The sequence below is a fragment of the Paenibacillus zeisoli genome (assembly GCF_003994465.1).
GTDB classification, from domain to species: domain Bacteria; phylum Bacillota; class Bacilli; order Paenibacillales; family Paenibacillaceae; genus Fontibacillus; species Fontibacillus zeisoli.
The window spans coordinates 1,036,600-1,058,273 of record NZ_RZNX01000001.1 but is presented as its reverse complement, the minus strand read 5'-3'; the positions used below and the strand labels follow the sequence as shown (position 1 = coordinate 1,058,273).

At 47.8% G+C, this 21,674-nt stretch carries 22 protein-coding genes and 2 tRNA genes; 21 read left to right on the top strand and 3 right to left on the bottom strand.

Annotated features, from left to right (window positions below; translation table 11 throughout):
* The 14 genes from carB (at nt 1) to EJP77_RS05020 (ending at nt 13,954) form a co-directional block, all read left to right on the top strand.
* Nucleotides 1-3,219, top strand: coding sequence for a carbamoyl-phosphate synthase large subunit (gene carB, locus EJP77_RS05075; protein ID WP_127198047.1), 3,219 nt, complete (start codon nt 1-3; stop codon nt 3,217-3,219).
* Nucleotides 3,220-3,274: 55 nt separating this feature from the next.
* Entirely contained in the window at nt 3,275-4,000 is a 726-nt protein-coding gene (pyrF, locus tag EJP77_RS05070) for an orotidine-5'-phosphate decarboxylase (protein WP_127198322.1), read from the top strand.
* Nucleotides 4,000-4,641: an orotate phosphoribosyltransferase gene (gene pyrE / locus EJP77_RS05065; RefSeq protein WP_127198046.1), complete on the top strand. Its 642-nt coding sequence runs from the start codon at nt 4,000-4,002 to the stop codon at nt 4,639-4,641. The genes pyrF and pyrE overlap by 1 nt, the downstream gene beginning before the upstream one ends.
* 205 nt (nt 4,642-4,846) lie before the next feature.
* Entirely contained in the window at nt 4,847-5,731 is an 885-nt protein-coding gene (locus EJP77_RS05060; protein ID WP_246021678.1) for an ABC transporter ATP-binding protein, read from the top strand.
* Nucleotides 5,697-6,854 carry an efflux RND transporter periplasmic adaptor subunit gene (locus tag EJP77_RS05055; RefSeq protein ID WP_127198045.1) on the top strand — a complete coding sequence of 386 codons (1,158 nt, stop codon included), beginning with the start codon at nt 5,697-5,699 and terminating at the stop codon, nt 6,852-6,854. The genes EJP77_RS05060 and EJP77_RS05055 overlap by 35 nt, the downstream gene beginning before the upstream one ends.
* Nucleotides 6,854-9,754 carry an ABC transporter permease gene (locus tag EJP77_RS05050; RefSeq protein ID WP_127198044.1) on the top strand — a complete coding sequence of 967 codons (2,901 nt, stop codon included), beginning with the start codon at nt 6,854-6,856 and terminating at the stop codon, nt 9,752-9,754. Before EJP77_RS05055 ends, EJP77_RS05050 begins: the two co-directional genes overlap by 1 nt.
* 3 nt (nt 9,755-9,757) lie before the next feature.
* Entirely contained in the window at nt 9,758-10,654 is an 897-nt protein-coding gene (locus EJP77_RS05045; protein WP_127198043.1) for an ABC transporter ATP-binding protein, read from the top strand.
* Nucleotides 10,651-12,159 carry an ABC transporter substrate-binding protein gene (locus EJP77_RS05040; protein WP_185897152.1) on the top strand — a complete coding sequence of 503 codons (1,509 nt, stop codon included), beginning with the start codon at nt 10,651-10,653 and terminating at the stop codon, nt 12,157-12,159. The genes EJP77_RS05045 and EJP77_RS05040 overlap by 4 nt, the downstream gene beginning before the upstream one ends.
* A gap of 157 nt (nt 12,160-12,316) precedes the next feature.
* Complete coding sequence (locus EJP77_RS20570; protein ID WP_185897150.1) at nt 12,317-12,481, top strand: hypothetical protein; 165 nt, start codon at nt 12,317-12,319, stop codon at nt 12,479-12,481.
* A gap of 61 nt (nt 12,482-12,542) precedes the next feature.
* A tRNA-Met gene (locus EJP77_RS05035) sits at nt 12,543-12,616 on the top strand.
* Nucleotides 12,617-12,639: 23 nt separating this feature from the next.
* A tRNA-Ile gene (locus tag EJP77_RS05030) sits at nt 12,640-12,713 on the top strand.
* Nucleotides 12,714-12,920: 207 nt separating this feature from the next.
* Nucleotides 12,921-13,025 carry a YjcZ family sporulation protein gene (locus EJP77_RS20770; RefSeq protein ID WP_221885995.1) on the top strand — a complete coding sequence of 35 codons (105 nt, stop codon included), beginning with the start codon at nt 12,921-12,923 and terminating at the stop codon, nt 13,023-13,025.
* A gap of 274 nt (nt 13,026-13,299) precedes the next feature.
* Complete coding sequence (locus tag EJP77_RS05025; RefSeq protein ID WP_127198042.1) at nt 13,300-13,710, top strand: hypothetical protein; 411 nt, start codon at nt 13,300-13,302, stop codon at nt 13,708-13,710.
* Nucleotides 13,711-13,795: 85 nt separating this feature from the next.
* Nucleotides 13,796-13,954, top strand: a complete 159-nt coding sequence (locus EJP77_RS05020; protein WP_127198041.1) for an asparagine synthase — start codon at nt 13,796-13,798, stop codon at nt 13,952-13,954.
* A 60-nt stretch (nt 13,955-14,014) separates the two neighbouring features.
* Here EJP77_RS05020 and EJP77_RS05015 read toward each other — a convergent pair whose 3' ends face one another.
* The 3 genes from EJP77_RS05015 to EJP77_RS05005 form a co-directional block, all read right to left on the bottom strand.
* Entirely contained in the window at nt 14,015-14,341 is a 327-nt protein-coding gene (locus EJP77_RS05015; protein ID WP_127198040.1) for a hypothetical protein, read from the bottom strand.
* A 6-nt stretch (nt 14,342-14,347) separates the two neighbouring features.
* The gene (locus EJP77_RS05010; RefSeq protein ID WP_127198039.1) at nt 14,348-14,956 is read right to left on the bottom strand and encodes an ImmA/IrrE family metallo-endopeptidase; all 609 of its coding nucleotides are present in this window, start codon (nt 14,954-14,956) and stop codon (nt 14,348-14,350) included.
* 84 nt (nt 14,957-15,040) lie between these two features.
* Nucleotides 15,041-15,370: a helix-turn-helix domain-containing protein gene (locus EJP77_RS05005; protein WP_127198038.1), complete on the bottom strand. Its 330-nt coding sequence runs from the start codon at nt 15,368-15,370 to the stop codon at nt 15,041-15,043.
* Nucleotides 15,371-15,525: 155 nt separating this feature from the next.
* On the opposite strand from EJP77_RS05005, the gene EJP77_RS05000 reads away from it, so the two are divergent.
* From EJP77_RS05000 to EJP77_RS04970, 7 genes are all read left to right on the top strand, one after another.
* On the top strand, nt 15,526-15,981 hold the full coding sequence (locus EJP77_RS05000; RefSeq protein ID WP_127198037.1) for an ArpU family phage packaging/lysis transcriptional regulator: 456 nt from the start codon (nt 15,526-15,528) through the stop codon (nt 15,979-15,981).
* 363 nt (nt 15,982-16,344) lie between these two features.
* Nucleotides 16,345-17,172, top strand: a complete 828-nt coding sequence (locus tag EJP77_RS04995) for a hypothetical protein (RefSeq protein WP_127198036.1) — start codon at nt 16,345-16,347, stop codon at nt 17,170-17,172.
* 11 nt (nt 17,173-17,183) lie between these two features.
* The gene (locus tag EJP77_RS04990; RefSeq protein WP_127198035.1) at nt 17,184-17,408 is read left to right on the top strand and encodes a YqzN/YkzM domain-containing protein; all 225 of its coding nucleotides are present in this window, start codon (nt 17,184-17,186) and stop codon (nt 17,406-17,408) included.
* Between the two features lies 1 nt (nt 17,409).
* The gene (locus EJP77_RS04985; protein WP_127198034.1) at nt 17,410-18,870 is read left to right on the top strand and encodes a phage tail sheath family protein; all 1,461 of its coding nucleotides are present in this window, start codon (nt 17,410-17,412) and stop codon (nt 18,868-18,870) included.
* A gap of 24 nt (nt 18,871-18,894) precedes the next feature.
* The gene (locus tag EJP77_RS04980; RefSeq protein ID WP_127198033.1) at nt 18,895-19,302 is read left to right on the top strand and encodes a phage tail tube protein; all 408 of its coding nucleotides are present in this window, start codon (nt 18,895-18,897) and stop codon (nt 19,300-19,302) included.
* 21 nt (nt 19,303-19,323) lie between these two features.
* Nucleotides 19,324-19,758 carry a phage tail assembly chaperone gene (locus EJP77_RS04975; RefSeq protein WP_127198032.1) on the top strand — a complete coding sequence of 145 codons (435 nt, stop codon included), beginning with the start codon at nt 19,324-19,326 and terminating at the stop codon, nt 19,756-19,758.
* Nucleotides 19,759-19,933: 175 nt separating this feature from the next.
* Entirely contained in the window at nt 19,934-21,673 is a 1,740-nt protein-coding gene (locus EJP77_RS04970; protein WP_127198031.1) for a hypothetical protein, read from the top strand.
* The last annotated feature ends 1 nt before the right edge of the window (nt 21,674 follow it).

Sequence of the window (21,674 nt, the reverse complement as noted above, 5' to 3'; positions counted from 1 at the left end):
ATGCCAAAGAATAACGAACTTAAGAAAATCCTGGTTATTGGTTCCGGTCCGATTGTTATCGGCCAGGCAGCCGAATTTGACTATGCGGGTACACAGGCCTGCCAAGCGCTGAAAGAGGAAGGCGTAGAGGTTATCCTGATCAACAGTAACCCGGCAACGATCATGACAGATACGAATATGGCAGATAAAGTATATATCGAGCCAATCACCCTTGATTTTGTAACGCAAATCATTCGTCAGGAACGTCCAGATGGATTGCTTCCAACACTAGGTGGGCAGACAGGTCTTAACATGGCGGTTGAGCTTGCGCGCGCTGGTGTACTTGAACGCGAAAATGTGAAGCTACTGGGTACACAGCTTACTTCCATCGAGAAAGCCGAAGACCGCGATTTGTTCCGTGAGCTTATGCGCGAGCTGGAGCAGCCAGTACCAGACAGTGACATCATTACTACCGTTGAAGAAGCTGTGAATTTTGCAAATGAGATTGGTTATCCGGTCATCGTCCGCCCTGCTTATACTCTGGGGGGAACTGGTGGCGGTATCTGTGCGAATGAGGAAGAGCTGCTTGAGACCGTAGCTGCAGGTATTCGTTACAGCCCGATCGGTCAGTGTCTGATTGAGAAAAGCATTGCAGGAATGAAAGAAGTAGAGTATGAGGTAATGCGTGATGCAAATGACAACTGTATTGTTGTCTGCAACATGGAGAACTTTGACCCGGTTGGCGTACATACTGGAGACAGTATTGTTGTGGCGCCGAGCCAAACGTTGTCTGACCGTGAATACCAAATGCTCCGCTCTGCATCCTTGAAAATTATCCGTGCACTTAACATCGAGGGTGGATGTAACGTACAGTTCGCCCTGGATCCACAGAGCTACCAATACTATGTAATCGAAGTGAATCCGCGGGTCAGCCGTTCTTCAGCCCTTGCTTCCAAAGCAACAGGTTATCCGATTGCCAAAATGGCTTCCAAGATCGCGCTGGGTTATACGCTGGATGAGATTGTTAACCCGGTAACCGGCCAGACATATGCCTGCTTCGAACCAACACTGGATTATATCGTCAGCAAAATCCCGCGTTGGCCGTTCGACAAGTTCATCAGTGCGAACCGCAAGCTTGGAACACAGATGAAAGCTACGGGTGAAGTTATGGCCATTGGCCGGACTTTTGAAGAATCCATTCATAAGGCAGTTCGTTCCCTCGAGATCGGGACACACAGACTGCTTCTGAAAGGAGCGGATCAGCTTAGTCAGGAAGAGCTCGACAGACGACTGGTTCAGCCTGATGATGAGCGCTTGTTCCTGGTTGCCGAAGCCTTCCGCCGCGGTTATGAGCTTCAGCAGATTCAAGACTTGACGAATATTGACTGGTGGTTCCTCGACAAGATCGAACGAATCGTGAATTTTGAGAAGAAAATTGCAGCAGAAGCCGAACTCACAAACGAGACGCTTTATGAAGCCAAACGTCTTGGATTCACAGACCGGGCTATTGCAGAGCTTCGGGAAGGGGCTTCACGCAGTGATTACACTACAGAGAGCAGTGTAAGAAGTCTTCGTCTAGAGCAAGGATTGCGTCCTGTATACAAAATGGTAGATACCTGTGCGGCTGAATTTGAAGCTACTACGCCGTACTACTACTCCACATATGAGACCGAGAATGAAGTTCTGCCTTCTACGAAGGAGAAAATCATCGTCCTCGGTTCCGGTCCAATTCGGATCGGCCAAGGCATCGAGTTCGACTACTCTACGGTTCATGCTGTCTGGGCGATCCAGAAGGCTGGATATGAAGCCGTAATTATCAACAACAACCCGGAGACGGTATCGACTGACTTTAACACGTCTGACCGACTTTACTTCGAGCCACTATTCTTCGAGGATGTAATGAATGTCATTGAAGAAGAGAAGCCTGTTGGCGTAATTGTTCAGTTCGGAGGCCAGACTGCGATTAACCTTGCTGCGCCTTTGCAAGCTGCTGGCGTGAACATTCTTGGCACCAGCTTGGAGAGTATCGATGAGGCGGAAGACCGTAAGCGGTTTGAGGCTCTTTTATCCAGACTTGAGATTGCACAACCTAAAGGAAGCACCGTGACTTCCGTAGAAGCAGCCGTAGGTACCGCCCAGTCCCTGGGTTATCCTGTACTGGTTCGCCCTTCCTATGTACTCGGAGGCCGCGCAATGGAAATTGTGTATTCGGATGACGAATTGCTTAGATACATGGAGCAGGCCGTACAAATCAACCCTAAGCATCCAGTACTTATTGACCGCTATATGCTGGGTAAAGAAGTTGAAGTGGACGCCATCTGTGATGGGGAAACGGTGTTGATTCCGGGAATCATGGAGCACGTTGAGCGTGCAGGGGTTCACTCCGGTGACTCGATCGCTGTGTATCCTCCTCAGTATCTGTCCGAGACGCTGAAGCAGAAGATTGTTGATGTTACTATTAAAATAGCCAAAGAGCTGAAGACCGTAGGTCTGGTCAACATCCAGTTCGTTATCTATAAAGATGAAGTGTATGTAATTGAAGTGAATCCGCGTTCTTCACGGACAGTTCCTTTCCTGAGCAAAGTAACCAACATTCCGATGGCCAATGTGGCTACACAGTGTATCCTTGGTACGAAGCTTAAAGACCTTGGCTATGTGGACGGATTATGGCCGGAGAGCGAATTTGTCTCGGTCAAAGTGCCGGTATTCTCTTTTGCCAAATTGCGCCGGGTTGAGCCTACGCTCGGTCCTGAGATGAAATCAACCGGTGAAGTTATGGGACGTGACCAGAACTATGCGAAGGCCTTGTACAAAGGACTTATTGGTGCAGGCATGAAGATTCCTGCAACGGGCTCTATGATCGCTACTGTATCGGATAAAGACAAAGAAGAAGCTATTGAACTGTTCCGCGGGTTCCATAACCTGGGATACAATATTATTGCGACTGGTGGTACGGCAGAAGCCTTGAAAGAGGCTGGAATTCACGTAACCACTGTGAACAAGCTAAGCGAAGGCACCCCGAACATTCTCGATCTGATCCGTGGAGGTAAAGCTCACTTTGTGGTTAATACGCTGACAAAAGGTAAAGAGCCTGAGCGTGACGGATTCCGAATCCGCCGCGAAGCGGTAGAGAATGGCGTGGTATGTATGACTTCACTGGATACGGTTCGCGCTTTGCTAACCATGCTTGAATCCATTAACTTCACTTCACAAGCAATGCCTTCTTTAGCTACTGTGTAAGACTTCTTATGCATCAGGAGTTGGAACTGAGTATAGGGAGGAGAATACAACCGTGATGAATAATAATATTGCCGGACGTTTGATGGTGGCCCTGGATTATCCCTCAGCAGAGGAAGCCAGGCTGCTCATCGATCGGCTTCAGGGAATTCCATGTTATATGAAAGTCGGCATGCAGCTGTTCTATACGGCTGGCCCTGATTTCGTCCGTGAACTGAAACATAAAGGGTATAGCGTATTTCTGGATTTGAAAATGCATGATATTCCTAATACGGTCAAAGGCGGCGCCAATAGTATCACCCGTCTTGGTGTGGATATGTTCAATGTTCATGCCGCAGGCGGAGTGCAGATGATGAAGGCGGCTAGAGAAGGCGTGAGAGAGGCTCTTGCACAAGATGCCTCCCTCACTTCCCCCTTAATCATTGCGGTAACCCAGCTAACAAGTACTGATAAGCAAACCTTGAACGAGGAGATTGGTATTCCGGGGACGGTAGAAGAAGCTGTGGTCCATTATGCACGCAGAACATTTGAAGCTGGTCTTGACGGAGTGGTTGCTTCTCCGCTGGAAGTGCAGGCGATCAAGGATGCATGCGGTACAAGCTTCAAGACGGTCACACCGGGAATCCGCCCGCAGGGCAGCGCTCAAGGGGATCAGTCCCGGACGCTTACTCCGGGCGAGGCCATTCGCAGAGGGACCGACTTCATCGTAGTAGGTCGTCCGATCACTGCCAATGCGGATCCTAGACGCGCAGCTGAGCAAATCATAGAGGAGATGACCTTGTAGTGCTGAATCAAAAAGAAACAGAGTCCAAGATTGCAGAAAGTTTGCTGGAGATCGGTGCGGTCGCGTTGCGTCCACATCAGCCATTTACATGGACCTCAGGTATTAAATCGCCCATCTATTGTGATAACCGGCTTACGATGTCATTTCCCGAGGTCCGTGATCTGATCGCTGAAGCATTTGCAAGCTTGATCCGTGAGCAGTACCCGGATACAGAAGTTATTGCAGGTACAGCAACAGCCGGGATTCCGCATGCAGCTTTTGTTTCACAAAAAATGGGTCTGCCTATGGCCTATATCCGTGACAAAGCTAAAGGACATGGCAAGGAGAACCAGATTGAAGGCCTGATCAAACCAGGTCAAAAGGTGATCGTTATTGAAGACCTGATCTCTACAGGAGGCAGCTCCATTAAGGCTGCGCAAGCAGTTGAGGCAGCAGGTGCTAAGCCACAAGCCGTCCTTGCCATCTTCAGTTATCAGCTGGATAAGGCAGTCAATGCCTTTAAAGATGCTGGTATTGAAATTCAATCGCTATCGAATTACTCGGCACTGATTGAGGTAGCCGTGAAGAAAGGTACGATTCAGGAGCAGGATCTGGAATTGCTCAAATCCTGGAGAGAAGATCCATCCTCATTTGGAAACTAATAGATAGATACTCGTTCACTAGAGGAAATAAAGCATTATTTGGAGGGACAGTCGGCTTAGGCCGGCTGTCTTTTTCTATTTCTGGAGTAAAAATAGTGATATTTTCTTATAAACTTATTGTAACTTTTTTACAGTATAAATCGTTTATAATTCAATAGGACTTGGAAATATTTACATACTATGATAATAGGGAGAGGCACATGTTATGTGGCGAAGGCTGCGCAAACGTCCTGAGGATGAGGGTTTGGAAGCGAGGAGCGAATCTTTATCCCCTTCCACACAAGTATCTGAATCGGAGCCAGACAATATCGAGCTGCACGATAATTTGGTAGACTCAGAGATTCAAGACTCTACTGTATCTGAGCCTTACAAGGAAGAAATTGATCAAGCAAGTAATCCAGACATTATACATAAGTCTCTGGAGCCTATTCTTGAAGTCAGGGATGTCCATCGGTCTTTTCAAGTAGGAGGACAATCTCTTCATGTACTTAAGGGGATCCATATGGAAGTACTGCCAAGGCAGCTTGTCATGCTCAAGGGAAGATCAGGGTCCGGTAAGACCACATTGCTGAACATGCTGGGTGGACTGGACCAGCCTTCAGAGGGAGAAATTCTTTTTCGCGGGCAGATGCTCCATACTCTTAGTGACAAGAGAAGGACTGCGCTTCGGCGTGATCAAATTGGGTTTATTTTTCAGGCTTACGCGCTGCTTCCGCTGCTGTCCGCTTGGGAGAATGTGGAACTCAGTCTTCGGATGGCTTCGGTTCCCCCACGAGAGTGGAAGGAGCGGGCTGCCCACTGTCTAAACTTGGTGGGACTCGGCAAACGGATGCATCACAGGCCTTTTGAGCTCTCGGGGGGAGAGCAGCAGAGGGTAGCCATTGCCAAAGCTATTGCCCACCGGCCTCATCTGCTGCTTGCGGATGAGCCTACAGCCAATTTGGATTCCCAAATGGGCGCTCAGGTTATGGCCGTATTCAGAAATATTATCGAGACGGAGAATGTGACGATTTGTATGACTACACATGATCCTACAATCTTGGAGGTAGCAGACCATGTTTACGAAATGGTGGATGGAAAATTTGTCTAGGAACAGGGGGAATTGGGGTCGAAGTCTCGGCATTGCTGCATTATGTGTGAACGTTCTTGCCTCTTCGGGCTGCGGGCTGCTGCCCAAGGAGCAGGAGGAAGAGGTATTGCCCACGATTCAGGCTCCCAAGATTTCCAAGAAACCTGAATACGAGGTTACGTCAGATACGTTTGAGACGACGGTTCAAAGCAGCGGGCAGTTTCTTAGCCAGCGGGAGGAACCGGTGTATTTTACACTTGGTGATACACTTTCGCTTCATCTCAAGGAATTGAACATCAAGCTTGGTGACAAGGTGAAGAAGGGGGCCGTTATTGCCACACTGGATACAGAAGAGCTTCAGAAAAGCGTACGGGATAAGGAGCTAGATATCCGATCGCAGGAAGTCACCATGAAAGAAGCGCTTCGAACACAGGATGAGAAAGACCCGATCGAATTCGAAACGAAGAAGCTCCAATTCGAGAAAGCCCGCCAAGAGCTGGCGGATCTCAAGGATCAGATCTCAAGAGCAGTCCTAACAGCCCCATTCTCAGGCACAGTAACCTCAGTGAATGTGGATAAGGGAGCCATGATTAAGTCCTATGATACAATTGCCGTTATTGCAGATACGTCCAATCTCGTTGTTGCCGCCAATATCCAGAAGGAAGATTTAGAGAAGCTGGTGGTAGGAATGCCAGCCAAGGTTGACATTAATAAGATTGGAGAGATCAGCGGCAAGATCAAAGTTCTACCCAGTGCAAGTGCTTTGGAGCGAGCCAGTGACAATGGAGGCAGCTCGGGCGGCAATGGGGGAGGCGGCAGCGGAGGAGCTAATGGAAATGGAGGCACTACCACACCTCCGAAGAAGCAAAGCCTTGATCAATACATGATTATTCAACTGGACAAATATCCGAAAGGAATCGAACGAGGCACCCAGCTTAGTGTTACAGTATCCACTTCCAAGAGGGAGAATGTCATTGTTATTCCGATCTCTGCCCTGCGTACAACGGGCTCCCGCAGTTATGTGCAGGTTGTAGAAGATGACGGCAGCAAGCGGGAAGTGGACGTCGAAGTGGGCGAGCAGAGATCAACAGATGTTGAGATTAAAAAAGGACTCACCGTAGGACAGAAAGTTGTGGGCCGCTAATGGGGATGCCGCTGGTTCGATTCTTATTCCGTAAAATGTGGAATACAAGGTGGCTGACCCTCAGCACACTGCTCGGACTGATCGTGGCGGTGTCATTTACGGTGAGCATTCCGATGTATTCCGATGGTGCCCTCAAACGAGTCGTTGCCCGGACGCTTCAAGAGAAGAGCACAGGTCTTCCAGCCGGATCTCTTCTCATGACTTATCAGGCTGCTGGAGGAGAAAAGACAGATCAGCCCGGCCTGCAAGCGGTGGACAAGTACATAAAACAAGACATACCAAAGGAAATTCCGTTCCCGTACAAGGCCTATGTGAATACCCGTTCTATTCGGGGCACCGAGGTATACCCGGAGGATCCCTCCAAGGTCGATGCCAGCCGAACCCGGTCGATGACATTGGCTGCAATGAGCGGTCTTAAGGATCAGACAGAGATCACTAAAGGCAGGCTGCCCGGTGATAAGCGAAGTGATGGCATTGTTGAGGTGGTCATGCTGGAGGATGGCATGTATCAGAACGATCTCCATGTAGGAGATATTCTGAATTACCCGATATACAGTGGACTGGATATAACGCTTCGTGTGCAAATTGTGGGTTCTTTCAAACCAAGTAAAGAGACCGATCCTTATTGGGTACAGGGCTTTGAAGCCATAGCCAATAACCTGTATACAAGCGAATCTGCTTTTAACGAAGGCATACTCAAGGATCAGAACGTCCCTCTAAACAACTCAAGCTGGTACTATGCTTTTGACCTTAGTGATATCAAGACCAGCCAAATAGCCGCTTTATCAAGTTCATTGGATCGACTCAATACCGAGCTGTACCAGAAGCTGAAGAATACCAAAGTTACGATATCCTTTGGGGAGCTGCTCAGCAGCTTCCGCACCCAAAGCCTGCAGCTTCAGACGATGCTGTTCACTCTAGCCGCACCGATGATCGCCATGGTCTTTTATTATATCGTGATGAACGCGCGGCAGGCGCTTGACAAGCAGCAGAGCGATATTGCTGTACTTCGCAGCCGGGGAGCATCAACCAGGCAGATCATTATGATCTACCTGATGGAGAGCGTTATACTGGGCACGATTTCGATGATTCTGGGACCGCTTCTAGGCTGGTTCATGTCGAAATCAATAGGCTCAGCGAACGGGTTCCTGGAGTTCGTTGACCGGAAGTCGATTCCCGTTGGATTAGGTACCGATGCTCTCCTGCTTGGAGCAGGGGCAGTCATATTAGCGATATTATCAACATTGATTCCGGCTATCTCTTATGCAAGGTCATCTATTGTGAATGCGAAGAGGAAGCAGGCCAGAGCAGACCGTAGTCCATTCTGGCAGCGCTGGTTCCTGGATGTTGTCCTGCTTGGTGTAGCGGGTTACGGCTACTATTTATTTAATGAACGGCAGATGCTTACTTTTACAACAGGCTTAACGACGGACCAGCTGCAAATTCAGCCTTTTCTGTTCTTCGTGCCTGCAATTGCGATCTTCGCTATAGGGCTGTTCTTCCTGAGAATATTCCCATGGCTGCTGAAATTCATCGGCTGGGCAGGAAAGCGCTGGCTGCCCGTGTCATCCTATTTGAGTCTTACCCAGCTGTCTCGTTCATCCTTATCCTATTACCCGCTAATGATCCTGCTGGTGCTCACATTAGGTCTTGGCGTATATAATGCATCCGCAGCTAGAACGATTGATCTGAATTCCACTGAACGCACACTATACAGCTACGGCACGGATGTTATTGTCGAGACGCAGTGGACAGGTACCCCTGAGATTACGCCCAATACAAGTGGGAATGGGAATTCAGGTGGAGCCCAGGGCGGCATGCAAGGAGGAGGAATTCAAGGCGGAGGTGGGGGAGCTCAGGGAGGTGGTGCAGGACCGGGTGGCCAGCAGAAAAATGCAAAGATCGTCTATTCTGAGCCACCATTTGAAGTATTCCGTACCCTGCCGGGTGTAGAGAATGCAGCCAGAGTTCTTCAGACCAAAGGAAATATCGTGGTCTCCGGGCAGTCCGCTGGGCAGGGACGGATTATGGGGATCGATAACGTTGATTTCTCCAAAGTAGCCTGGTTCCGGAATGATCTGTTCCCAGCACACCCTTTTAAATACCTGAACTTGCTTGGACAATATGAGGCAGCAGCTTTGATTCCAACGAACTTGGCAGACAAATATAAGCTGAAGCCGGGGGATACCTTCACGGTATCGATTGATGATCAGACGATTGATTTCGCTGTCTACGGAATTATCCCTTACTGGCCGAATCTGTATCCGGATCAAGCACCTTTTGTCATTGCCAATCTGGATTATATTTATGACCAGCTCCCTATGATTCCTTATGAGGTATGGCTGAAGATGAAGCCTGGGGCCAAGGTAGCACCGATCTATAACAAACTATCCGAGGAAGATATTGCGATATCGAAGATTAAAGATGTTAGAACCGAACTGGTTACCCAAAGTAAGCTGCCAACCCGAGGCGGGGTATTCGGAATCTTAAGTCTCGGTTTCCTTGTATCGGTGATTGTATCATTAATCGGATACATTCTGTTCTGGTTCTTTAATCTTTCGGGACGAGTAGTTCAATTCGGGATATTAAGGGCAATGGGGTTATCAAGAAGACAGTTAACCACTATGCTCTTGGCAGAGCAGATCTTAACAGCGGGTCTGTCCATTGTGCTCGGAATCGCAATCGGCAAGCTAGCCGGACGATTATATCTTCCTTTTCTCCAGACGGCAGACAACGTGACCTCCCAAGTTCCGCCGTTCCGGATTGTATTTGATGCCAAGGATACGCAGCAGTTGTATCTGGTCGTAGCATTTATGCTTCTTATGGGTGCAGGCTTACTGCTGTGGCAGATCCGCCGGCTGAAAGTACATCAGGCGGTAAAGCTTGGAGAGGAGAGATAAAGCGTGATTCACTGTGAAGGTTTAGTCAAAATTTTCAAGACCAAAGATATCGAGGTTGTTGCGCTGCAGGGTCTCAATTTAACGGTTGAAGACGGAGAGATGATGGCGATTATCGGAAACAGCGGCAGCGGCAAATCAACCCTTCTTAATATACTTGGAGGCCTCGATCACCCTTCTGCAGGTCAGGTTAGGGTGGGTGAATGGGATCTTCTCAAAGTTAATGATAGTGAACTGGTTCAGTACAAGAGAAGCACGGTCGGCTTCATTTGGCAGAATAATGCAAGGAATTTGCTGCCCTACTTGACGGCTCTGGAAAACGTCGAGATGCCTATGATGCTTAGCGGCAAGGTTGACCGTGCTTATGCGAAGCAGCTGCTGGAATGGGTTGGTCTGAAAGAGCGGATGCATAACAAGCTGCAGCAGTTATCCGGTGGAGAGCAGCAGCGTGTAGCCATTGCGATCGGACTGTCTAATCGTCCGAAGCTCCTTCTGGCTGATGAGCCCACCGGTTCGGTAGATACCCGCACTTCGGATCAGATTATGGAAATATTCCGCCGGATCAATCGGGAGATTGGTCTTACAATAGTCATCGTTACGCATGACCTAACGCTTGCAAGCAAAGTTGACCGGGTTGTTGCGATACGTGACGGACTTACAAGCACAGAGTTCGTTAGGAGGAACCCGGGGCTTGACATGGCTTCTGAAGATGGTGGATTTGGCAAGCAAGGCGGACTTCAGGAAGTTCATGAAGCATTCGTTGTTGTTGACAGGGTAGGTAGACTGCAAGTTCCCAAAGAATACCTGGAGGCACTTGGAATTGGGGGAAGAGCCACCATGGAATTCGATGGAGGGAAGATTGTCATTACGCCACCCAAATTAATTAAGGAGGAAGAATCTTGAGAAAACGGTTTGGTAAGACGTACAAAATTCTTGCAACAAGTCTCGCTGCCATTATGCTGACAGGGATGATCGCAGGCTGTTCGGGGGATAAGGCGAAGGAAAGCAATGAGCCCAAGGTGCTTCGTATAGGAATGCTGTATGGCGGTGGGGGGAGTGATCAATACTTCAGGCAGCAGTTTACAGATGTATATGAATACACTCATCCAAATGTCACTGTAGAAATTGTGCCTGCAATTAACAATGATCAATACCAATATAGTGATATGCAGAATTATCAGCCGCCGGATACCTTGAAGAGCTTGAAAAAGCTTATGACTGGCAGCAACCCTGTTGATGTGATTGTCTCCGATACGAACAGCTTGAAGAAATTAATTGATGAGAACTTGCTTAAGCAGCTGGACCCGATGATACAAGAAGATAAGTTTGATACTTCAGATATCGTTCCTTCTGTTATCGATGGGATTAAGCAGATGGGAAATAACAACATCTATGCCCTGGCACCAACTTTTATGCCTTCCGCTCTCTTTTATAATAAGAAGATTTTTAAGGATGCCGGTGTAGATGTGCCTAAAGACGGGATGACTTATGACGATGTGTTTAATTTGGCTAGACGTGTAGCTAAAGGTCAAGGGAAAGACCGGATCTATGGTTTTGCATTTAATCGTTATAACGGTGCTACTGCGAGTGACGATGTGTTCAAATACAGTCAACCGCTGCAATTAAGGTTCTTTGATGAAAAAGCGGAAAAAATGACGGTAAATACACCTCAGTGGGAAAAGGTCATTAGTACAATTGTACAGCTCAGAAAAGATAAGATTTTATATGAGAATGCGCAAATGAACAATCCGCAGCAAAATCAGACGTATAATCCAATTGACAATGATGTCTTTAAATCTGGCAAAACGGCAATGGTTTTAGGCGATATTGGCCTGGTTACCGAGTTGACTGGAATGAGTGAGGCTGCGAAGACGAACAAGAAGGTTAAAGCCTTTGACTGGGATGTTGTAACTATCCCTACACATCCGGAGAAGCCTGGCATTGGTGGGGACATCTACCTTGGCAATTATATGTCCATCAATGCAAGTGCGCCGAATCCGGATACGGCATGGGATTTCATTAAATTTCTGAATGGACCAGAGTGGGCCAAGATTAAAGCAAGAAGCACAAGCTATGAGATGGTATCCCGCAAATCTTTTATCAAGCCCGTGAGTGGACTTAATTATAATGTGGCTGCTTTCTATAAGCTGAAGCCCATTCCTCCTGTGAACTCAAATGACGAGAAGCTGCAAACCGAGAAGCCGGGAATCTATGGAGTTACTATGGTAGGACAAAACTTCATCCAAGAGGTCATTGACAATAAGAAGACGCCAAAAGAAGCGCTTCAGGCTTGGGAGAAGAAAGGGAATGAGATGCTTCAGGAGATCAAAAAGAATCCAAAAACACAGTTCCAGCCTGACGGAACGCCATTTATCCCACCGACCGATGGAGCCGCCACAAAAGGGTAAATGAACTGTGAACTAGCCGTCTTAAATAATCATGACTGTATTTCAGCCGTCCTTTGGAATTATCCAGAGGGCGGTTTTTTTGTACGACTATTTTTTGGTTCAATCTGGGCATAATAAAGGTAGAGCTAAGTATTGAAAAGAAAGTGAGCGAATATTTATGCGTTGGGTGTACTTTAACAAGCTGTACAGAACTAAATTTCAAGCAGGCTGCCTGGCTCGCAGGCTTGAGCATGATGGCTGGATCTATGGCCTGGATGATCTAAGTGAAATAGAAATATTCCGTTCCCGCCGGGGGAAGTACGGAGTTCGATTTATTCTTTAAGACAGCCGCTTGACTCAGGATATGTACATGAGGTATATTATTAGATGTCGCTATTTACTGACGCGGGGTGGAGCAGCCCGGTAGCTCGTCGGGCTCATAACCCGAAGGCCGCAGGTTCAAATCCTGCCCCCGCAATACTTTTATCACAAAGGTAACAAGGGCCCTTAGCTCAGTTGGTTAGAGCGGTCGGCTCATAACCGATTGGTCGGGGGTTCGAGTCCCTCAGGGCCCATAGCGTGCAGAACCCTTGCTGAGCAAGGGTTTTTTGCTGTTTAAATAACCTATTTCCATGATGAAGAGCTTGCGTGATGATTGTAGACCGATGTTGACTCTTGGAACGCAGAGATTAATTCAAGTTGAATTACCCGTATGCCCATGCAAAGGCTGAACTTGGAGCATACATTACTTTTGAATCGGGATCGAGGGGAGGGGAACAACGATGAGTGAATGTCACGTTAATCGTCCAAATCCTGTATTTACTTCGACAGGAGTGATTTTGGTTCTTTTTATTCTGCTGGTGATCATTACCCGTACTTTCATCTAATCAACTCCGGCATAGTTAAATAAGCAGGCAGAGACGGGTCCTAAGGGCTCGTCTTTGTTTAATGTGTGAAAAGGTATTGTTGTAAGAAGTTATTATTGGTATATTGGATTAGTAAAAATAACCAAATATTGAACATAATTGTTTTTTTATAAGCCTACTTAATCAAGGTTCTTTCTGCAACTTATGATGAAAAAGATTCCTAGTTACTAGTTTTGGGTAAACATATTGTACTTTTGACTCGAATTCTTCATCTAAGTTGGGGGGCCAATACGAAATGGAAGAACCTATACCTGAGATTAATGTGAAGTTCAATTGTCAGGTCTGCAATCACGATATTAATGTGCTCTTCAAAAGCCAACAAGTAGAGGCTGTTCGCTGTCCGGGATGCAGTAAGGTCTATTCTCTGCTTAAGCCTACAATAGGGGAAGAGATATTGCTGGATTGGGAGCGGGAGGCTCTATATCATAAAATAAAAGCTGAAAAGACGAAGCAGGACAACAGCAGTCTGGTAGCTCTTATGATTAAAGTGGCAGAACTCCTGACTTGGCGGGATGGAGGCAATGGCAAGCTAAAGGCAATTGAGGCTTTGCGTCAGTGGTGCATTGAGAACGAGGAGCCTGCTGTTATGGAAGAGCTTAAGATCATATATGGCCGTGGAAAAGCCAGTCGATTACCTCCAAGATAGAACTCGCCCGATCATGAATAAATCTGCCTGATTTAACCCAGACTAAACGGTGTCTTTCAAACCAAACTTAAGGGGAGTGTTAGGCATGCGTGAAGGCTTGATACCAACGGTTCTTGGAGCAGTAGTGTCAGCTACAGCCGCTTCTATGCTGGGAAGCCGTTACAAAATGGCTGCAACAGGAGTGCTAGGTTTTGGTTTGGCTCATATTGTACTTGGAACAATCGATTTGATCGAGCACCGTTAAGCGCGTTTGGAAGATGCCGGGAAGAGGATAACTCTTCCCGTTTTTGTGTTATTTGGAACATTAATTATACGCACTCAGCACCTCTTCAATATCCTGAAGCCGAATGATCAGTTGATCAACATCTAACGCCTGATGACGTTGGTAGATACGTGGGAGGTCGATCCCGATGAAATCTGCCTTACCCGGTATCAGTATGAGATCCTCCAGGAGCACCGTAATTCCGGTTACATCCCCAAATTCCTCAGGTTCGAACGACTCCCATGGCGGTGTTATCTCTAGATACATGATCGAAGACCAAATCCGTTCTTCCGGCTCTAACTTTACCAGCAGTATGGCTGGAGCATGGGCATCGATATCAAACTCTGTTAACACACCTACTCTTGCCAAAATACCTCACTCCTTGTTCAGCTGTCTCGAGAGCTGAGTTAATATTCTCTGAGTCTCATGCGACTTTGTCTGTGAGTGTGATGCTTCAATTCTATCATCATTAGGATCGGTTAATCTCGCATGCTCCTGAGCGGTGATTTGGGTAAGGATGCGGTTCTGAATTTGCAGCAATCTTGCATAAGAGAGCTTATATGGAAGCGCGAATTCTGAGGCAATCAGCTCAACAGCTTCTTTCTGTCCTTCGCCAAGAGGAAGTTCCTTAATCATATAGAAGGGAGCTGCCGCATAAGGAAGAAACCTCTCTGCCTCCATTTCTTGCTGCTGTAGGAAAAGTTCCGGCATTTGTCTCTGATTCCCTGCATGCCTTAGAACATGACACAATTCGTGAAAGAAGACCAGCCGTTTGGTGAGCGCATCCATTCGCTTGGGCAGAAAAATAACATCCGTCATATTACAGCTAAAGGGAGGGCCTTCGTATTCCACCAGATCAACCTCGAAAGCAGCAGATACTTCATCTATATTGTTCAAATCCGAAGGTCGTAGAATTCCATGCTGTAAGTACCGGGAGCTGATCCATTGTTCAAGTTCAGTTTCATAGTAAAGAGATAAGTCCATAACAAATTCCTCCAGTTAGAGAATATATGTTCGTATCATAGGCGAAAAATAATGCCCTTAAGAAAAGGGCATGTATGGTTCATGTTATCGAAGCAGTTTCTTCTTTTGTTCGCGGTAAGCCTTAAGGGCAGCTTCCATGACTTCAATCTCATCCTGGCTGTACTGATCCGGTCCGCCGTAGAAGGCAATCCCGGTCTCATCTTGCAGAGACTTAGGTTGTGAGGTCCGACCCAGCAGGTAATCTGTATCTACTTCCAGTATATCTGCGAGGGCAGCCAAGGTTTCGGAATCGACTGTGCGCTTGCCGGATTCATAATACCCGTACCCCTGCCGTGTCATTCCTAATTTATCAGCCATATCTTGATGGGTCAAGCTCTTGGAGAGCCTGAGCTTAGTTAATCGTTCCGTAAACACTTCATCACCTCGCTTACTTCTATTATACCCATTGTGAAACTAGATACGCAACAATTAGTTTCTATTTTATTATTGACAGCAACAAATTGTTGCGTATAATAAGGCACATGAGGAAACAATTTGTTGCCAAAAAAACGGAGAATGGGGATATGATAATGATGAAGAGTAGAGGGAACGCTTTGCAGTTAACTTATGAGCTGCCTGCCGTCAATAATGAAGCAACAAGAAAGAGAGTTGAAGAAGAACTGGAAACAGTTCGTATCTTTAAACGGATCGGAATCATCCGGCGTGAAGCTGCAACCACCTCCAGATATGAGCCGCGATTGCAAGGATCGACTCATGCGGTTAGTAAAACTACGGAGAACCATGCAGTATGGAATGTGGACCGGGAGCTATTGATGGAGAGAAAAGCTGTAATGATGGATAAAGCCTTGATGTGCTTAAGTGAGCTGGAAAGGGATCTCATTCGCCAACGATATTTGGACACAGATGATACGTATGACTATCTTGTATGTGGAGACCTTGGCGTTAGTGAACGTAAATACCGCAGGGTGAAGGCACAGGCTATGTACAAGCTTGCTCTAGCGCTTAAGCTTGAGGTACTTGCTTAAGATTAATAGAAGACGTGAGTTAACAACTTATATGGGGGTGTTTTCGCAGAACCAGTTGACCTAGGTCAGCTGGTTCTGCTGCTTTTTGGAGTCTGGTTAGAGTTGAAACTGTTTGGAGTAGGCTCACTTTGAGATTATCAGAGGCTGGCCGGAATGTGGCCGCTTGATGGCCGGAAGAAGGCCGTTCATTAGGCAAAACCGGTGTTATAGTTATATCATCGGGAAGTTAAGCAAAGGACACCGAAGGCGGACAAGCCCTTAATTGTAGACCGGCTCAGTAGAGACCGGTCCTTTATATTTTAGCGGAATGATCCAAGAGCTTGGCTTCCCGATTTAACGATCTGGATAAGAAAGGAGTTGAACATGAGAACAGCGATTAGGAAGCAAATTGAAAACAGCATTTCGGAGCTGGCTGGACGAATATACGACATGGATGCTGACATCTCCCTGCCTCTTCCGCTGTGTATAATCAGACAGGGTGAGGAGACGGCGGAATATCCATGGAACGGATATCGATGTTACTTCGAAGTTATCTTGTATGGGAGTGGATTTGCAAAAGTCGATCAGCTGTCTGAGCAGATTATTGAGGCGCTGCATGAGAAAGTGCTGGTATTTGATACGGGAAATTCCCTAACCTGCAGATACACCGGAAATCCGGGTGGTGACATGGTGAATGTGGGACGTACAGGTGCCAGTCGGACCTTGAGATTCGCCGCCATGAAGCAGTTAGCTTACGAGAAACCTGACCAAGAACCATTCTGGTTAGCCGGGCTTCAAGAATGGACACAAGAAACAGCAGGAGACGAATGGACTGTCTATACGGGCTGGTGGCCAACAGGGTATATTCGTCCCTGCATTTTGTGGAGATTAAGCGGCAGTGAACTGGTGATGACGAATACTTCTGTCTTGGATGTGGATAATCGATTATCAGTTCACGTCATAGGTCGTAGTCCCGAAGAAGAGCAATCTATGGTGAATACACTGATTGAAGCCATTGGCAGGCAGGTGAAACTTCCGCTGGATGCGTCACATCAGCATCATTACTTGGTGAAGGAGTGTGCGACAAATCTAGAGGCAGACCGAATTGCTTCGGGACAGATATCGGTTGTGCTAAGGATGAAGACTAGCAAGAAGGTTGAGGCAAAGCCATTGATGAACAATATCCATTATTCAGAAGAACCTAAATATTAAGGAGGCACGCTATGCTTAGAAAGTCAGGCAAAGCCCAGAAGGCAGCTGGAGATGAAGATAAAATCACAATTGAAAATCTATACACGATTAAAGAGCTGTCGGAGCAATCCGAGGCTCTTTTTCATGTCAAGCCCGAAGTTCTGGCAGGTTCTTTGTATGGCTTGGCAAGAGAACACTTATCCGTCTTGGAATCGGCCGAGTTGGTCCAACAATTTTTGAAAGCGAAGGTGAAGTGAAATGGCAGGAGGAAATTGGTCAAAATCAGAAACTCAGGTGTTACCAGGTCTATATATGAATTTTGAAGGGGCGGCTGCTTCGTCTATCCAGCCAGGGAGCCGCGGGACTGTTATTGTTCCGGTGAAGGCAAATTGGGGACCGGTTCATGAATTTGTAGAGGTCGGAAGTGAAATTGCGATACAAGAGCTGTTCACGAGTGATGTCTCAGGAGGGGCTAGTGCATTCAGTTCACTGTATCTGGCGTTATTGGGAGGTCCCAAGAGGCTTTTGGCTTACCGTTTGGCAGACAACACAGCCGCTTCTGCTGAAGTAACACTTAAAAGCGGAGCGGTCAATGTGCTCAAGCTGGTTGCAAAATACCCGGGCAGCCGCGGTAACGATTTCAAAGTTACGGTTCAGCCAAGTCTAGGAGATAGTTCGGTTCAAGAAATTAAACTATATGAGAAAACAACGCTTCTCTATACCTTCCCGGTAGAAAAAGGAATTCCTGATGCAGCCATCGATGCTATTAATCATAGTCCAGCGAACAAATGGATTACGGCTAAGAAGTTGGCCGAGACTCAGGAAAGTCTCGTCAATGTTACGAATGCTCCTTTTACCGGCGGGCTTAGCGGCATTTCAGGTATTCAGAACAGTGATTATATTGAAGTACAAAGTGCGCTTGAAACGCAAGAGTTCGATGTGCTGTCTTTGGATGGAGTGACTGACTCAGCTCTGCTCCAGAGCTTCTCGGTCTGGCTAAAGCGGATTCGCAAAGAAGGCAAGAAGGTCATTGCTGCGTTTGGTGGCTCATCTGCGGATGACAAAGGGATTGAAGCAGTGAGCAAGGCCGCTGAACGGTCTGCCATGTTCAATCATGAGGGAATTGTCAATGTGGGTACCGGTGTTAAATTAGGGGACATCGAATACAGCTCTGCCCAGACAGCTGCCTATGTGGCAGGTCTGATCGCAGGACAGAAGCTGAATGAATCTGTCACTTATGCGGCTGCACCCTTTACCGATGTGACTCGCAGATGGACCCGTTCCGAGCAGGAACAGGCAGTGAAGAACGGAGTGCTGCTGCTGATTCATGACGGTCGCCAGGTCAAGGTGCTTCGCGGAATCAACAGCCTGGTTGAGCCGGGCGCGGGTCAGAACAATGCCTGGAAAAAGATTCGCACCATCCGGGTGATGGATGCAATCAATAGCGATCTTCAGCGTTCAGCCGAGGACACCTATATCGGTAAGGTGAACAATACGGAAGAAGGACGCCTCGCATTAATCGGGGCCAGCAAAGAATATTTGCGTCAGCTCGCTTCGAGCGGAGTCATTGAGTCCACCGGGTACAATGTAGAACTCGATCCTGATTATTACGGCGGGGCCGCAGTTCACACACCTGAACCGGATCAAGTATATCTGCGCTGGAATGCCAAGCTGTCTGATGTGATGGAGCAGCTGTTTGGAACGTTTTACGTACAATAATTCATTTAAAAGGAGATGAGCATTATGTTGGATGCATCAAAGGTTATTCTCGGTACTTATGGTCAGGTCTTCATCGATGGAGTGTGGCAGACTCATATCAATAAGCTGGAGGCCAGCGTGGAAGTGGAGAAAAGGGAGCTTAATCTGTGCGGTTCGGATTGGAAAGTTCATAAGAACGGGATCAAGAAAGGTACAGGGACGATGAGTGGTTATAAGATCACTTCGGATATGATCAAACGCGGATTTACCAAATTCGAGATCCTCTCCAAGCTGGATGATCCAGAAGCTTACGGTTACGAAATGGTTAAGCTGATCCGCTGCTCGCCTGACAAAATCCAGTTAGCGAACTGGAGTGCAGGAGAAGAAGTAGCCGAGGAAACGGCGTTTACATTTGAAGGATATGAACTGGTCAATCCGATTGCGGCTAACTAAATTTAATGGAGGAATGCTTACATGAGTACAATTGAAAATCTAAGTGAAGAACAAATTCTGGACAGCCTCTTTGAGGCGGCGAACAAGCTGCCTGAAGAGGCTGTCTTTATTCAGCGGCTGGATATGAAGCTGGTGCTGCGGGGGCTGACCTCCAGCAAGGTAGATAGTATCCGCGAGCGATGCACGATTCGCAAGACCGTGAAGGGCCGGACCGAGGAGAAGGTGGACACCGAGGTGTTCAATGCGCTCCTGATTTCGGAAGCTACGGCACAGCTTGAAGTGAAGGGACTTCAGCTTAGTGGCTGGGGAGACTCGCGTATTGTCAGCAGAATGAAGCTGTCCGGAGGAGAGCAGGCGGTTAGACGCATGCTCCTTGCGGGTGAGCTTGATGCCGTAGGTGACAAAGTGCTGGAGCTTTCCGGCTTCGGTGTCGCCATTGATGACCTAAAAAACTAATACACTCCGGCGGAATGACGACGATGCTGTACCACATGTGGTCACGGCATCATCTCCGTCCCGGAGTGTTCTGGACGCTGCCGCAGGGGGAGCGCAAGCTGCTGCTTGCCTTCTCCGAGCTGGAGCTGGATATGCTGGCGGGGAATAGTTCGTAGAGAAGGAGGTGAATATTGATATGAGTGAGACATCGGATGTGAAGTTGAATGTAAACGTCGGCTTTCAAAGCCTGCTTAAGGGCAACCGGGAGCTGAAAAGCATGGATAAATATCTCGACTCTATCCAGAAGCGGGTGAAAAAGCTGGAGCGGGTGCAGCTCATGTCCCAGGTCAATATGGTTGACCGGATGACCCAGTCGGTGAAGAATCTGTCGAGGGCACTGGACCAAGTACACCTAAGGTATCTTGCTAAACCAGCCGCCTACCAGGTCAATATTAAGGAGAAGGTAGAGGTTGTTTTTGGAGATTTGGCCTCTGCACTTGGAAAATGGCTGAAGGGTATGCCGACGAGCTCCGCTGCTGCGTCTGCAACATCGAGTACTTCTGTGTACGTAACAACAGTTGGTACGGATGAATTGACGGCTTCGTTCAAGGCAGCGCTTGGCGAGATTTTTCCTGGGGGAAAGCTGGCCGTGGAGTGTAGCTGTAAGGGGAAGGAAGAGGAAGATAAAAACTGGTTTCAGACCTTGGGAGAATATGCTGGAAACTTGAATGACATTTTTGATGCAGTGAAAAACATTAGCAAGGGAGCAAAGGGCTTTGTTGGCGGGGTTAGGAAAACTAAGGATTATGTAAAGAAGAAATTTGGCAAATCTGGTAACGATGCTTCAGAAAGTTTTTCAGAAAAAAAAGGCCGGGATGTCAGCAATAAAAGTCCCCGTGAAGGCGGGAGGACCAGGCAAACCAGAACCAGCAAGCCTCCTGCTGTACCCAAGTCCCTTACAGATACTCCAGCGAACACAATCAAGGAATCCTTGGCAGGTGGCAAGTCCTCTGCATTAAATGGCATACAAGCGGGGGCCTCTATCCTGCCAAATCCAGCAGCGGTCAATATTTCCCCTGCTGCTTCAATCCCAGCAAAACCGATTGCTCCAGCACAACCTGTAGCAGTCCCCAAACCCGCTGTGACGCCTCCAGTTAATAAGGTGGCTGAAGTTGTAAAAGCAGCTTCGCCTGCCAAGGGATTTTTCGGCGGGCTCCTGGATACCGGGAAAAACCTCTTTAAAGGTGCAGTGAATATTGGTAAGAAAGCTCTCGGCCCAATCAGCACAGCCATGGATGTCATCGACATCGCCAAAGCCAAGCCTGGCGAGGAGCGTAACCGAGCGGTAGGCTCAGCCGCAGGCGGTTGGGCAGGGGCTGCAGCTGGCGGAGCGATCGGCACCATGATCCTTCCGGGCGTAGGCACCGCCATTGGGGCTGCAGCTGGTGGATTGATCGGGAGTATCGCGGGGAGTGATATCGGAAGTGCCATCGGAAACTTCTTTTGGGGGAAGAAAAAGGAGGCGCCTAAGCCAGCAGTCAAGGCTCCGCTTCCAAAGATGCCACCACCAAAGCCTCCTTCCGTTGCAGTAACAGGGTCATCACTAGCTGCCGCAGCCGCAGCGGGATCGGCTAGTGGGTCAGTGGCAGCAAAAGCGCAGTCGAAGAGCTCTGTCACGGTGGGACAAAAGAACGGCCAAATGCAAACCGTGCAGATCTCGGAGCCGCAGTTAAATGGCCTGCTGAATGAAATCAAGAACTTAAAGTTTGAGACAAATAACCAAATCAACGTCAACATGCCTGTGGGTGCTGTACAGGTACAGTCCACGAACGGGCAGATTGACTATGATGCGATAGCAGCTCAAGTTGGGCAGAGGGTGGCGGCACAGCTAAGAGGGGCCATGCAGAACAGCAAACCCAAATTTTTAGCCAATTAGA